This window comes from Pseudomonas sp. ASL7 (assembly GCF_056680375.1).
Genome location: NZ_CM155279.1, coordinates 543,955 through 558,065 on the forward strand (window position 1 = coordinate 543,955; position 14,111 = coordinate 558,065).

The 14,111-nt window shown below is 57.7% G+C and carries 10 protein-coding genes; 7 read left to right on the top strand and 3 right to left on the bottom strand.

The features are described from left to right. Positions 1–103 precede the first annotated feature (103 nt). The 5 genes from clpX to AC1MDT_RS02485 all read left to right on the top strand — a co-directional run bounded on the left by clpX (position 104) and on the right by AC1MDT_RS02485 (position 7,567). Positions 104–1,387: an ATP-dependent Clp protease ATP-binding subunit ClpX gene (clpX, locus tag AC1MDT_RS02465; protein WP_414909399.1), complete on the top strand. Its 1,284-nt coding sequence runs from the start codon at positions 104–106 to the stop codon at positions 1,385–1,387. Between the two features lie 161 nt (positions 1,388–1,548). Next, a complete protein-coding gene (gene lon, locus AC1MDT_RS02470; RefSeq protein ID WP_480420534.1) occupies positions 1,549–3,945 on the top strand; it encodes an endopeptidase La in 2,397 nt (798 codons plus the stop codon). Between the two features lie 151 nt (positions 3,946–4,096). Beyond that, a complete protein-coding gene (locus AC1MDT_RS02475; protein ID WP_002552737.1) occupies positions 4,097–4,369 on the top strand; it encodes an HU family DNA-binding protein in 273 nt (90 codons plus the stop codon). A gap of 235 nt (positions 4,370–4,604) precedes the next feature. Next, the gene (locus AC1MDT_RS02480; RefSeq protein WP_480420535.1) at positions 4,605–6,476 is read left to right on the top strand and encodes a SurA N-terminal domain-containing protein; all 1,872 of its coding nucleotides are present in this window, start codon (positions 4,605–4,607) and stop codon (positions 6,474–6,476) included. 200 nt (positions 6,477–6,676) lie between these two features. After that, positions 6,677–7,567 carry a DUF2242 domain-containing protein gene (locus AC1MDT_RS02485; protein WP_480420536.1) on the top strand — a complete coding sequence of 297 codons (891 nt, stop codon included), beginning with the start codon at positions 6,677–6,679 and terminating at the stop codon, positions 7,565–7,567. 349 nt (positions 7,568–7,916) lie between these two features. Here the strand turns inward: AC1MDT_RS02485 and AC1MDT_RS02490 are convergent, their stop codons facing one another. Continuing rightward, positions 7,917–8,957: an AraC family transcriptional regulator gene (locus AC1MDT_RS02490; protein ID WP_480420537.1), complete on the bottom strand. Its 1,041-nt coding sequence runs from the start codon at positions 8,955–8,957 to the stop codon at positions 7,917–7,919. A gap of 3 nt (positions 8,958–8,960) precedes the next feature. Beyond that, a complete protein-coding gene (locus tag AC1MDT_RS02495; protein WP_480420538.1) occupies positions 8,961–10,091 on the bottom strand; it encodes a carbon-nitrogen hydrolase family protein in 1,131 nt (376 codons plus the stop codon). Between the two features lie 209 nt (positions 10,092–10,300). Between AC1MDT_RS02495 and AC1MDT_RS02500 the strand changes: the two genes are divergently transcribed. Further along, positions 10,301–12,340 carry an oxidoreductase gene (locus AC1MDT_RS02500; protein WP_480420539.1) on the top strand — a complete coding sequence of 680 codons (2,040 nt, stop codon included), beginning with the start codon at positions 10,301–10,303 and terminating at the stop codon, positions 12,338–12,340. 170 nt (positions 12,341–12,510) lie between these two features. Then, positions 12,511–13,428 (top strand): 1-aminocyclopropane-1-carboxylate deaminase/D-cysteine desulfhydrase, encoded by a 918-nt coding sequence (locus tag AC1MDT_RS02505; RefSeq protein WP_480422686.1) that lies wholly within the window; start codon positions 12,511–12,513, stop codon positions 13,426–13,428. A gap of 10 nt (positions 13,429–13,438) precedes the next feature. Here AC1MDT_RS02505 and AC1MDT_RS02510 read toward each other — a convergent pair whose 3' ends face one another. Then, positions 13,439–13,987: a cytochrome b gene (locus tag AC1MDT_RS02510; protein WP_480420540.1), complete on the bottom strand. Its 549-nt coding sequence runs from the start codon at positions 13,985–13,987 to the stop codon at positions 13,439–13,441. Positions 13,988–14,111 lie beyond the last annotated feature (124 nt).

A 14,111-nucleotide genomic window follows, 5' to 3' on the forward strand; every position in this document is an offset into this window, starting at 1 on the left:
GCTCAAAAAGGGTTGGTCGGCTGCTCCGATCACCAGCGGGCTTGAAAAAGCCCGCAATAGCCTTCATCTTGTGTTGCAAGCCTATCGGATTTGGATCGAACGAATGACTGACACCCGCAACGGCGAGGACAACGGCAAGCTGCTCTATTGCTCCTTCTGTGGCAAAAGCCAGCATGAAGTGCGTAAGTTGATTGCCGGCCCCTCGGTCTTTATTTGCGACGAGTGCGTCGACCTGTGCAATGACATCATCCGTGAGGAGGTGCAGGAAGCCCAGGCCGAAAGCAACGCGCATAAATTGCCTTCGCCTAAAGAAATCAGCGGCATCCTTGATCAGTATGTGATTGGTCAGGAGCGTGCGAAAAAGGTTCTGGCCGTAGCGGTATATAACCACTACAAGCGTCTGAACCAGCGCGACAAGAAAAGTGACGACGTCGAACTCGGCAAAAGCAACATCTTGCTGATCGGCCCGACAGGTTCGGGTAAAACCCTGCTTGCCGAAACACTGGCCCGCTTGTTGAACGTTCCGTTCACCATCGCCGACGCAACCACCCTCACCGAGGCGGGTTACGTGGGTGAAGATGTCGAGAACATTATTCAGAAGCTGCTGCAGAAGTGCGATTACGACGTAGAAAAAGCCCAGATGGGCATCGTCTATATCGATGAGATCGACAAGATCTCGCGCAAGTCTGATAACCCGTCGATCACCCGGGACGTTTCCGGTGAAGGCGTGCAGCAGGCCCTGCTCAAGTTGATCGAAGGCACGGTCGCTTCCGTTCCGCCTCAAGGTGGTCGCAAGCATCCGCAGCAGGAATTCCTTCAGGTCGACACCCGTAACATCCTGTTCATCTGTGGTGGTGCGTTCTCTGGTCTGGAAAAGGTTATTCAAAACCGTTCCACCCGTGGCGGCATCGGCTTCAACGCAGAAGTGCGCAGCAAGGAAGAAGGCAAGAAAGTTGGTGAATCCCTGCGTGAAGTCGAACCTGACGATCTGGTCAAGTTCGGTCTGATCCCGGAGTTCGTCGGTCGTCTGCCCGTTCTTGCCACGCTGGACGAGCTTGATGAGGCTGCGTTGATGCAGATTCTCACCGAGCCGAAAAATGCTCTGACCAAACAGTATGCCAAGCTGTTCGAGATGGAAGGTGTGGACCTGGAATTCCGGGCCGACGCTCTGAAATCGGTCGCTAAACGTGCCCTGGAACGCAAGACCGGTGCCCGTGGACTGCGCTCGATTCTCGAAGGTGTATTGCTCGACACTATGTATGAAATTCCCTCGCAGTCCGAGGTAAGCAAAGTAGTGATCGATGAAAGCGTTATAGAAGGTAAGTCCAAGCCACTGTATATCTACGAAAACAGTGAGCCGGCTGCCAAGGCCGCGCCAGACGCTTAAGCGTCACGCAGCTGGAACAAAGAAGGGGCCTTCGGGCCCCTTTGCTTTTAGCGCGGTTTAACACAGTCTTTGCGCTTGTTTTTTTTTAAGGCAGCCCCCATCTTGGTTTCAAGCTTACATCCATCTGTTTACGGCCATATGGCCGCCGTAGAGGCGAAATCATGAAGACAACCATCGAATTGCCTCTCTTGCCATTGCGTGATGTTGTGGTTTATCCGCACATGGTTATCCCGCTGTTCGTGGGGCGCGAGAAATCCATCGAAGCCCTCGAGGCTGCGATGACGGGCGACAAGCAGATACTTCTGCTGGCTCAGAGAAACCCTGCTGACGACGATCCCGGTGAAGAAGCACTCTATCGCGTAGGTACAATCGCTACTGTCCTGCAGTTGCTCAAGCTGCCTGACGGCACGGTCAAGGTTCTGGTTGAAGGTGAGCAGCGGGGCGCTGTGGAGCGTTTCAGCGAAGTGGACGGCCACTGCCGTGCCGAAGTCTCATTGATCGACGAAGTCGACGCGCCTGAGCGCGAGTCGGAAGTGTTTGTCCGCAGCCTGCTGGCTCAATTCGAGCAATATGTGCAGCTGGGCAAGAAAGTCCCCGCTGAAGTCCTGTCGTCGCTCAACAGCATCGACGAGCCAGGCCGCCTGGTCGACACCATGGCTGCGCACATGGCCCTGAAGATCGAGCAGAAGCAGGAAATCCTCGAAATCATCGATTTGTCGGCCCGGGTCGAGCACGTTTTGGCATTGCTGGATGCCGAGATCGATCTGCTGCAAGTCGAAAAGCGGATTCGCGGTCGCGTCAAAAAACAAATGGAGCGCAGCCAGCGCGAGTACTACCTGAATGAGCAAATGAAGGCCATTCAGAAAGAGCTCGGCGACAGCGATGAAGGCCACAACGAAATCGAAGAGCTGAAAAAGCGCATCGATGCCGCGGGTCTGCCGAAAGATGCCTTGGCCAAAGCCCAGGGCGAACTGAACAAGCTCAAGCAAATGTCGCCGATGTCTGCTGAAGCAACCGTGGTTCGTTCCTACATCGACTGGCTGGTTCAGGTGCCGTGGAAGGCTCAGAGCAAAGTGCGCCTGGACCTGGCTCGTGCAGAGGACATTCTTGACGCCGATCACTACGGTCTGGAAGAAGTCAAAGAGCGGATCCTCGAATACCTCGCCGTGCAAAAGCGCGTGAAGAAAATTCGTGGTCCGGTGTTGTGCCTTGTCGGTCCTCCCGGCGTGGGTAAAACCTCTCTGGCAGAGTCGATTGCTCACGCCACTAACCGCAAATTCGTGCGCATGGCCCTCGGTGGTGTGCGCGATGAAGCGGAAATTCGCGGTCATCGCCGTACTTATATCGGTTCGATGCCGGGAAGATTGATTCAAAAGATGACAAAGGTGGGTGTGCGCAACCCGCTGTTCCTGCTCGATGAAATCGACAAAATGGGCAGCGACATGCGCGGCGATCCGGCGTCGGCATTGCTCGAAGTGCTCGATCCCGAGCAGAACCACAACTTCAACGATCACTATCTGGAAGTCGACTACGACTTGTCCGATGTGATGTTCCTTTGCACCTCGAACTCCATGAACATCCCGCCGGCTCTGCTGGACCGGATGGAAGTGATTCGTCTGCCGGGTTACACCGAAGACGAGAAGATCAACATCGCCGTCAAATACCTTTCGCCCAAGCAGATTACGGCCAACGGCCTGAAAAAAGGCGAGCTGGAATTCGACGCCGAGGCGATTCGCGACATCATTCGCTACTACACCCGTGAAGCCGGTGTACGTGGCCTGGAGCGCCAGATCGCCAAGGTTTGCCGCAAGGCGGTCAAAGAGCATGCGCTGGAAAAACGCTTCTCGGTGAAGGTGACTGCGGAGATGCTGGAACACTTCCTTGGCGTGCGCAAATTCCGTTACGGCCTGGCGGAATCGCAAGATCAGATCGGTCAGGTTACCGGGCTGGCGTGGACTCAAGTGGGCGGCGAATTGCTGACCATCGAAGCCGCTGTCGTGCCGGGCAAAGGCCAGTTGATCAAGACCGGTTCCCTGGGTGACGTGATGGTCGAGTCGATTACCGCAGCGTTGACCGTGGTCCGCAGTCGCGCGAAGAGCCTGGGGATTCCTCTGGACTTCCACGAGAAGCGCGACACGCATATCCACATGCCGGAAGGGGCGACCCCGAAGGATGGCCCTAGCGCCGGTGTAGGTATGTGCACGGCGTTGGTATCGGCATTGACCGGGATCCCTGTGCGGGCGGATGTCGCCATGACGGGCGAAATCACATTGCGTGGTCAGGTATTGGCGATTGGCGGTCTTAAAGAAAAACTGCTCGCTGCTCACCGTGGCGGGATCAAGACCGTGATCATTCCTGAAGAGAACGTGCGCGATTTGAAGGAAATTCCTGACAATATCAAGCAGGATCTGCAGATTAAACCGGTTAAATGGATTGACGAGGTCCTGCAAATTGCGCTGCAATACGCGCCGGAGCCCTTGCCGGATGTGGCTCCTGAGATTGTTGCGAAGGATGAAAAGCGCGAGTCTGACTCTAAGGAAAGAATTAGCACGCATTAGTACGGATTTGCCTGAGGGGCTTTCTTGACAGCTTTTTAGAGCCCTTGTTATAAAGCGGCTCTTTCTTAGTGTCTGTAGGCCATTCAGCACTTGTTTTTGTTTTCACCAAAAAACTTAGAATTATACTCAAATAGATATAAGGGGACTTAGAGTGAACAAGTCGGAACTGATTGATGCTATCGCTGCATCCGCTGATATCCCGAAAGCTGCTGCTGGCCGTGCGCTGGACGCTGTAATCGAATCCGTCACTGGCGCTCTCAAGGCTGGCGACTCTGTTGTTCTGGTTGGTTTCGGTACTTTCTCCGTAACTGATCGTCCAGCTCGCATTGGTCGTAACCCACAGACCGGTAAGACACTGGAAATCGCAGCAGCTAAAAAACCAGGTTTCAAAGCCGGTAAAGCGCTGAAAGAAGCTGTCAACTAAGTTCGATTCAGGTTTTTTGCCTATCCGGGTCGGGGTCATGCCTGACCTGGCAGCGGAGCGGTAGTCCAGTCGACAAGTCGCCGATCTGAGACCACCGAGGGTCGCCAGTTCGAACCCTCGGTCCGCTCCGCCAGTTACGAGAAGGCGCATCCTCGGATGCGCCTTTCTTCTATCCGGATTCTACCCACGCTCCACGGTTGCCTAATTTTGAAGTTCAACCGTTTCTGGGGGACGCATGCTGCAGAATATCAGGGACAATTCACAAGGCTGGATTGCCAAGACCATCATTGGTGTCATCGTTGCTCTGATGGCTTTGACCGGTTTCGACGCCATTTTCAGGGCCACAAGGCACACCAATGATGCGGCCAAGGTCAACGGCGAAGAAATCAGCCAGAACGAGCTGAGCCAGGCGGTTGATATGCAACGCCGTCAGCTGATGCAACAACTGGGCAAGGATTTCGACGCTTCCTTGCTCGATGAAAAAATGCTGCGCGAATCGGCCCTCAAAGGCCTGATCGATCGCAAACTGCTGCTGCAAGGCGCAGAAAGCTCGAAATTCGCTTTTTCCGAAGCGGCTTTGGATCAGGTGATCCTGCAAACGCCTGAGTTCCAGGTGGATGGCAAGTTCAGCTCTGAGCGTTTCGATCAGGTCATTCGTCAACTTGGCTACAGCCGCATGCAATTCCGCCAGATGCTGGCTCAGGAAATGCTGATCGGTCAGTTGCGCGCTGGTTTGGCGGGTAGCGGTTTCGTCACTGATGCACAGGTGCTGGCGTTCGCCCGTCTGGAAAAACAGACTCGCGATTTCGCTTTCCTGAACGTCAAGGCTGACCCGGCGGCTGTGAAGCTGACCGACGATGAGGTCAAGGCCTACTACGACGAGCACGCCAAGGAATTCATGACACCGGATCAGGTCGTCATTGATTACCTCGAATTGAAGAAGGCTTCCTTCTTCGATCAGGTCAGCGTCAAGGACGAAGACCTGCAAGCGGCGTATCAGAAAGAAATTGCGAACCTGTCCGAACAACGCCGGGCTGCGCACATTCTGATCGAAGTGAACGATAAAATGACCGAGGCGCAAGCCAAGGCCAAGATCGAAGAGGTCCAGGCGCGTCTGGCCAAAGGTGAGAAATTCGAGGCTCTGGCCAAGGAATTCTCCCAGGACCCAGGTTCGGCAAACAACGGCGGTGACCTCGGTTTTGCAGGTCCTGGCGTCTACGATCCAGCCTTCGAAAAAGCGCTGTATGCGTTGGCCAAGGATCAGGTTTCCGGACCGGTTCGTACCGATTTCGGTTTCCACCTGATCAAGTTGCTGGGTGTGGAAGCACCTGAAGTGCCGACGTTCGCCAGCCTGAAAGACAAACTGACCCGCGAGCTGAAGACCCAGCAGGTCGAGCAACGTTTTGTCGAGGCGACCAAGCAATTGGAAGACTCCACGTTCGAAGCGTCCGATCTGGGCCAGCCGGCGCAGGACCTGAAGCTGACGGTTCATACATCCAAGCCGTTCGGTCGTGAAGGTGGCGAAGGTATTGCGGCAAACCGTGCCGTGGTCACCGCGGCATTCAGTCCTGAAGTATTGGATGAAGGTGCCAACAGCACCGGTATCGAGCTGGACCCTGAAACCGTGGTCGTGCTGCGAGCCAAGGAGCATCTGAAGCCTGCGCAACTGCCTCTTGAAAGCGTTAATGCGAGCATCCGCGTGCAATTGGCCAAGGAGCACGCCAGTGCTGCCGCCAAGACCAAGGCTGAAGAGCTGATTGTCAGCCTGCGCGAAGGCAAGACACCGCTGGACAAGGCGATCGACGGTCAGGCCTGGAAGGTAACCCAGGCAGCCACTCGTGCCCAGGAAGGGGTCGACCCTGCCGTACTGCAAGCACTGTTCCGCATGCCGAAGCCGGCAGCCAAGGACAAGCCAACCTTCAGCAACGTGACCCTGGCCGATGGTAGCCTGGTGATCGTGCGCCTGAATGCGGTGAATGAAGCCGCGGTGCCGACCGATGAAGAGAAGGCTCAATACCGTCGTTATCTCGCGTCGCGTATTGGCCAGCAAGACTTTGCGGCTTACCGCAAACAGCTGGAAAGCCAGGCCGACATCAAGCGTTTCTGATGTCAGACTGAGTTTTGCGCTACACAAAGACCCCGGCCGAAAGGCCGGGGTCTTTTGTTTTCCGTACGTCGTTTTTTTTTGCGTCATTTCCCGCAAACATGGGTCAATACCTGTGTAACTGTTTTAAGACACAATCGATGCGGCACTCGACATCGATCTGTTGCACAATACGCCCCGGACCGTTTTCCTCAGGATGTTCAATGTTTAAATCATTTCCCATGCGTGTTGCCGGGCTGGCGTTGATGCTGGCCGCCGCGGCCGGTTGCTCGTCGAAAAAGTCCGCCATCTATGAGCATGAGAACTTCAACGACTCCGGCACGTTTTCGCGCAGCTACCCGGTGACTGATGTGCAGACGTGCGAAGCCGCTCGTCGGGCATTGCTCAGCCAGGGCTACATCATTACCAGCGGCGACCCGAAACTGGTCAGCGGACACAAAAGCTTCCAGCAGACCGGCGAGACCCACTTGGAGATCAGCTTCAGTGTGGTCTGTGCCGATGACGGCAGCGAGGGGCATCACGCCACCATGTTCGCCAACGCGCTGCAGGATCGTTATGCGCTGAAGAAGACCAACAACTCCGCCAGTGTCGGTGTGGGTGTATTGGGTTCGGTGTCGATGCCCATTGGCTCGTCCGACGATTCAATGGTCAAGGTCGCCAGCGAAACCGTATCCTCGGCCAAGTTCTACGACCGTTTCTTCACCCTGGTCGAGTTGTTCCTGCCGCCTGAAGCGAAGAAAGCCGCGCACATCATCGAGAAGCCGAAAACCGATCTGGGCGTGCCAGAAGCCAAGGTTGCACCGCCAGCGCCGACCCCGACTCCGGCACCTGCGGCAGAACCTGCACCGACCCCAGCCGAATCCGCGCCTGCAGCATCGGTGCCAGTGAGTTCTGCGCCTGTATCATCGGAGCCAGTGACTTCTGCGCCTGTAGCATCGGAGCCCGTGGCTCCTGCGCCTGAAGCGGCGCCGATTGCCAAGACCGAAAACACCGAGTCGACGTCGTCCACGCAAGCCATTACTCCACCGGAGAACCCGAGCAACATGGCGCCTCCGACCGAGCCGATTCCGGCCATGCCTGTCACCGGCCAGTAATCCGGCCCTGGCGTTACGGGTTCGGGTCAGACGATACCGAACCCGTAGCGGCTTTCAAGATTGATCTGCGTCAAGCCGGCCTGTTGTCCTACAGCCGTACCGAAAAAAACCTGTGATAAATTCCTGACGGGCTGCTACTTTTTATCAAGTGGCTGTTTAGCGTCCTGCCTGCGTCATTTTTCGTTCACGTGGGCACTTTATGCTTGGGGCGCTGGTCATTTATTCAGGCGATTTTTAAACGAGCTGTGGGGGATTCAAAAATGGACGACTATCAAGAAGAGCTGCTCGAGTTTCAGGCGTTTGAACTGGACCCGCTGGAACCGGCCGAGGATGCTACCGAGCTGTAGCATCAGGCGGATTGGCGATGACTGCGGCGAAACTCGCCGGGTGTCTGGCCATTCCACCGTTTGAAGGCCCGTTGAAATGCTTCGGCTGAGGCAAAACCTAGCAGGTAGGCGATTTCACCGAATGCCAGTTCGGTGTCGCGGATGTAGGTCATGGCCAGGTCGCGACGCGTGTCGTTGAGAATCGCGCGAAACTGCGTGCCTTCCTCGGCGAGTTTGCGGCGCAAGGTCCAGGTGGGCAGCTTAAGGCGTGCCGCCACCTCTTCGAGGTCGGGTTCCCGGCCTCCATTGAGTAACGGCCCCAGCAACTGAGTGATGCGTTCACGCAGGGAGCGGGTGCGTGTCAGCTGCTCCAGTTCCCGCTCACACAGTTGCAGCAAGTGCCTCCAGGTGCTTGGGCAGTGCTCCGGGTTGCGCAGGGCGAGGCTTTCCAGGCTCAAGCGCAGTTGGTTATGCTCGCAGCCAAACTGAATCGGACAGTCGCCCAGCACCGCATAAGCCTCACGGTATTGCGGCGCTTCGAACTCGATCTCAATGCGCTCGGCGCGTAGCGAGGTCAGGCTTACGCTGGATAATTGCTGCAACCAGCCGGCAATGATCGAATCCACCACGAAGCGGTTATAGGCGTTGTACGGGCTGATGGAGTAGAACCTCAGCCAGGCGCCTTCGGCGTCTTCGTGAAAGGTCGATTGCCCTCGATAGTTGGAGCCATACAACGCTTCGAAGCGAATCAGGCAGCGCGCCGCTTCTCGTACCGTCGGCGCCTGTGCGGCAGTGACCCCGGCCAGGCCGGCCTGGCTCAGGCGACTGAGCTGGCCCATGCGCAAACCCAGGGCAGGGTCGTCGGTCAGCTGAATGGCGCCGTGGCCCAGGCGCATATAGCGCGGGATCGAAAGCCGGGCGCCGGCTTCGCCGAGGCGTGCCGCGTCCAGGCCATATTGTTCGAGCAGTGGCAACGGGTCTACACCGTGACTGCGCACGGCTTCGGCCAGGCTATGGACGAAGCCTACCGAAAGATCACCGAGACGCATCGGCAGCGGTTTCATTGTCTACAACCAGAGATTCAGCAGACGTGCACCACGTGCGTTGCCGTCGGCAAATTGCTGTCCGTTGCTGCTGATAAAGCTTTGGCCGGCGCTGCCCTGATCCCAGAACTGGCCTCTCAGGAACACGCTCATGCCGGCGATCGCCTGACTGCTGGGCGGTTGCGCGGTGAGTGTCAGGCGATGCCAGGCCTGGCCTTCGCTGAGCTCGCCAGCCTTGAGGCTGACCGAGGCTGGCGTCAACAGCCCCTTGTAGCCGCGCCACGGTTTGTCCCAAGTGCCGCTCCCGCTGACGTAGGCCGGGACCGCCACCAATTGCGCGCCTTGAGCGTCGAGCTTACGGTAGTTGTCGGGGTACCAGCTGTCGCTGCCGATCAACACACCCAGACGTCCGGCCGGGGTGTCGACGACATTGAGCGTGTGCTCGCCATTGGCCTCGATGACGTCATAGTCATCGAAAATCGGATGCATCTGACGCTGGGGCTGGCCGATGGGCAGGCCATCGCGGCCGAACACCACGCTGCTGTTGAACAGTGCGCCTCGGCCGACTTTCAGGGTGCCATCGATGACGCTGGGGTCGGGCAGCACAATGGAACCCGCCACCAGTGTTACGTGGAACTCTTTCGCCAGACCACCGAACAGCGCCTGGTAATCCTTGGCCATGCCCTTGGCTTTCATCCGTAAGTGAGCGTCGTCCAGTCGGCTGTCGCCCTTGGCACTGATCAACGCGCGAAGGAACTTCCAGGGGTTGCTCACCGCCAGCCAGTTCATGGCTTCCTTGAGCGTGGTGGCCTGGTATAGCTCATCTTTCTCGCCGCTGACCATCAGCCAGGTGCCGACATGTTCCGGCAATACGACGATGGTTTTTTCATTCAACAAGCCTTGATCCTGAGCCTTCTGCAAGTAAGCGGCGAGTTTGCGGTGCAAGCGTTCGGGGCTTTGATAGTCGGTGGGAAACAGCTCGGGCTGGATGCCCAGCAGGTTGCCGCGGTCGGCGGGTGTACCCTGATCCACCGCCAGATTGATCCGCAGGTCCGACAAGTAATGACCCACCGGACGGTCCGCGGCCCACATCGCGTAGGTCGTGAGGGCGGCTATCAAGGCCATGAAGCAGGTCAGGTACAGAAGTTTGCGCATGGGAAAGCAATCAACAGCCGTGTGCAGGGTTCGCGACTAGGGTAGGGCCCATACTGGCGCTTGCCAAGGGTTGCTGCGCATTTGGATCAATAAGTTGTCAGTTACGGTCATTGAGCGACAACGGCGCGGCTCTTAGTCTGTGGAACATGACTGATAGGGGCCTTAGAGCCCCTGCACTTTTTCCGTGATCGCTTGTTGTGGAGTTACCGATGGCCGCCGCTCATTACCCGCACCTGTTGGCCCCGCTGGACCTGGGTTTTACCACGTTGCGCAACCGCACCCTGATGGGGTCGATGCACACCGGTCTTGAGGAAAAGCCCGGCGGCTTCGAGCGCATGGCGGCGTACTTTGCCGAACGTGCCCGCGGCGGTGTCGGCCTGATGGTGACCGGCGGCATTGGTCCGAACGACGAGGGCGGAGTGTATTCCGGCGCGGCCAAGTTGACGACCGAAGAAGAAGCGCTCAAGCACCAGATCGTGACCCGCGCAGTGCACGAGGCGGGCGGCAAGATCTGCATGCAGATCCTGCACGCTGGCCGTTATGCCTACAGCCCGAAGCAGGTTGCACCGAGCGCCATTCAGGCGCCGATCAACCCGTTCAAGCCCAAAGAGCTGGACGAGGAGGGCATCGAGAAGCAGATCAGCGATTTCGTCACCTGTTCGTCCCTGGCGCAAAAAGCCGAATACGACGGCGTCGAAATCATGGGCTCCGAGGGTTACTTCATTAACCAGTTCCTGGCGGCTCACACCAACCACCGTACCGACCGTTGGGGCGGCAGCTACGAAAACCGCATGCGCCTGCCGGTGGAAATCGTTCGCCGGGTACGTGAAGCAGTGGGCCCCAACTTCATTATTATCTTCCGCCTGTCGATGCTCGACCTGGTGGAAGGTGGCAGCACCTGGGAAGAAATCGTGACGCTGGCCAAGGCCATCGAACAAGCCGGTGCGACCCTTATCAACACGGGGATCGGGTGGCACGAAGCGCGGATTCCGACCATCGCAACCAAGGTGCCGCGTGCGGCGTTCAGCAAAGTCACGGCCAAGCTGCGTGGCTCGGTGAACATTCCGCTGATCACCACCAACCGCATCAATACCCCGGAAGTCGCCGAGCAGATTCTTGCCGAAGGCGATGCCGACATGGTCTCGATGGCACGGCCGTTCCTCGCCGACCCGGACTTCGTCAACAAGGCGGCTGCTGGGCGTGCCGATGAAATCAACACCTGCATCGGCTGCAACCAGGCCTGCCTCGATCACACCTTCGGCGGCAAACTGACCAGCTGCCTGGTGAACCCGCGGGCTTGCCATGAAACCGAGCTCAACTATCTGCCGGTGCAGCAGATCAAGAAAATTGCCGTGGTCGGCGCGGGTCCTGCGGGTTTGTCCGCCGCCACCGTGGCTGCCGAACGTGGTCATCAGGTGACGCTGTTCGATTCGGCCAGCGAAATCGGCGGCCAGTTCAACATCGCCAAGCGTGTACCCGGCAAGGAAGAGTTCTTTGAAACCTTGCGCTATTTCAACCGTAAACTGCAGACCACCAACGTTGAACTGTGCCTGAACACCCGTGTCGATGTGGCGAAACTGGTTGAAGGCGAATACGACGAGATCATTCTCGCCACGGGTATCGCTCCAAGAACTCCGGCGATTGCGGGCGTGGAGAACGCCAAGGTATTGAGTTATCTCGACGTGATCCTCGAGCGCAAACCGGTGGGCAAGCGTGTCGCGGTGATCGGTGCCGGTGGTATCGGTTTCGACGTGTCGGAGTTCCTGGTCCATCAAGGCGTTGCGACCAGCCAGGACCGTGAAGCGTTCTGGAAAGAGTGGGGCATCGATACGCACCTTCACGCACGCGGTGGTGTTGCCGGCATCAAGGCTGAGCCGCATGCGCCGGCCCGTGAGGTGTTCCTGCTGCAACGCAAAAAATCCAAGGTCGGCGACGGCCTGGGCAAGACCACTGGCTGGATTCACCGCGCCGGTCTGAAGAACAAGCGGGTGCAGATGCTCAATAGCGTCGAGTACCTGAAGATCGACGACGAAGGTTTGCACATCCGCATCGGCGAAACCGGCGAGCCGCAAGTGCTGGCGGTGGACAACATCGTGATCTGCGCCGGGCAGGATCCGCTGCGTGAACTGCAAGACGGCTTGGTGGCTGCGGGGTTGAACGTGCATTTGATTGGCGGCGCGGACGTGGCGGCAGAGCTGGATGCCAAGCGGGCGATCAACCAGGGTTCGCGGTTGGCTGCCGAGTTGTAATACGCAGGCCAACGTGCCAATGACCTTCGCGAGCAGGCTCGCTCCCACAGGTTCTGTGTTGTTCACAAATTTTGTGGCCGATACAAAATCCCTGTGGGAGCGAGCCTGCTCGCGAAGGCTTCCTTTGAGCGACTAGAATGCTGGCTCTTTCCGAGCACAGTCAGGCGCCGATGCTTTACCCGTCCTCCAACGGGCTACTCCAAGCCCCTTTAGAACCCCTTCACCTTGACTGGCTCAAAACTGCCGGCATCGAAGTCGCGACCCTGCGCCTGGACCAGATCGACCCGCTGATCAGCGGCAACAAGTGGTTCAAACTCATCGAGCACCTGAAGACGGCTGACCTCGCCGGTGCCAAAGGCATCATCAGTCTGGGCGGTGCTCACTCCAATCATCTCCACGCACTGGCGGCTGCAGGCAAGCGCTTCGGTTTTAGTACCGTTGGTCTGCTGCGCGGTCATCCGCAAGACACGCCAACGGTGAACGACTTGCAGGCCTTCGGCATGCAGTTGCACTGGCTGGGTTATGGCGGTTATCGCGCACGGCACGAAGCGGGTTTCTGGAGCCCATGGCGGGCGCAGTACCCGGATCTGCATCCAGTGCCTGAAGGTGGCGGCGGATTGCAGGGAGCAAGAGGCTGCATGCAGTTTAAAGCGAGGGTCCACGAGCAACTGAACGGTTTGGGCTGGAGCGACTACGACGGCTGGTGGCTGGCCTGTGGAACCGGTACGACACTGGCTGGCCTGGTATTGGCCGAGGCGGGAGAGCATCCGGTTTACGGTGCGTTGGCGGTGCCCGACGATCACGGCGTGGCGCAGCAGGTCGCATCGATTGTGCAAGCAGCGGGTTTGCCGCATTCAGATTACCAACTGTTCGACGCCAGCCGGGGAGGCTTCGCCAAAGTCGATCCACTGTTACTCGAATTCATCGAACAGACCGAACTGGCCAGCTGCATTCCTCTGGAGCCGCTGTACACCGGTAAAGCGCTGTTGATGCTCAAGCAGCAAGTCGAAGCCGGAAGATTCGAAAAGGGAACGCGTCTGATCTTCATCCACACCGGCGGTTTGCAGGGCCGCCGGGGGTTTCAATGACAGGCCGGAGTCAGCCGCGTTTGGGCATCATCCGCAGAAGTGTGTTATCGCCCACCACATAATGGTGATAAAGCCCGGCCAAGGCGTGCAGGCCGATCAGCCAGTAACCGATGGTGCCGCCGAGCACATGCCAGTGCTCGATTTGCTTGGCCAGTGCCTTGTCCTCTGACACCAGTAAGGGCAGGTCAAAGCCGTAGAACATTACCTGCTGTCCCTTGGCACTGGTGACCAGCCAGCCCAGAATCGGCATTGAAATCATGAAAATGTACAACGCCCAATGCATCACCCGGGCGAGTGTGGTTTGCCAGTGAGGGGAAGCGGGGAAAATCTGCGGTGCCGGGCCCAGGCTGCGGGCGAATAATCTGAACCAGACCAACACAAACACGGTCAAGCCCAGCATGTAGTGCGTTTCGGTAATTAGCGCTCGTCCGCCACTGCCTTTGGGAAAGATCCCGCGAAATTCGATACAGGCGTAGACCAGCACCAACAGCACCAGCATCAACCAATGCAAAACGATCGATACAGTGCTGTAGCGCGAGTGGGAGTTTTTCCACGGCATACGGTGTTCCTCACAGGTCAGGTCTAGCCACCGTTATTGTTCGGCGGTGTGCTGTAACTGTAATCCTGTTTCACCGGGTTTGCCCGAGGCCAATGGTCGTTGAATGCTCTGGTTCAGGTGATAG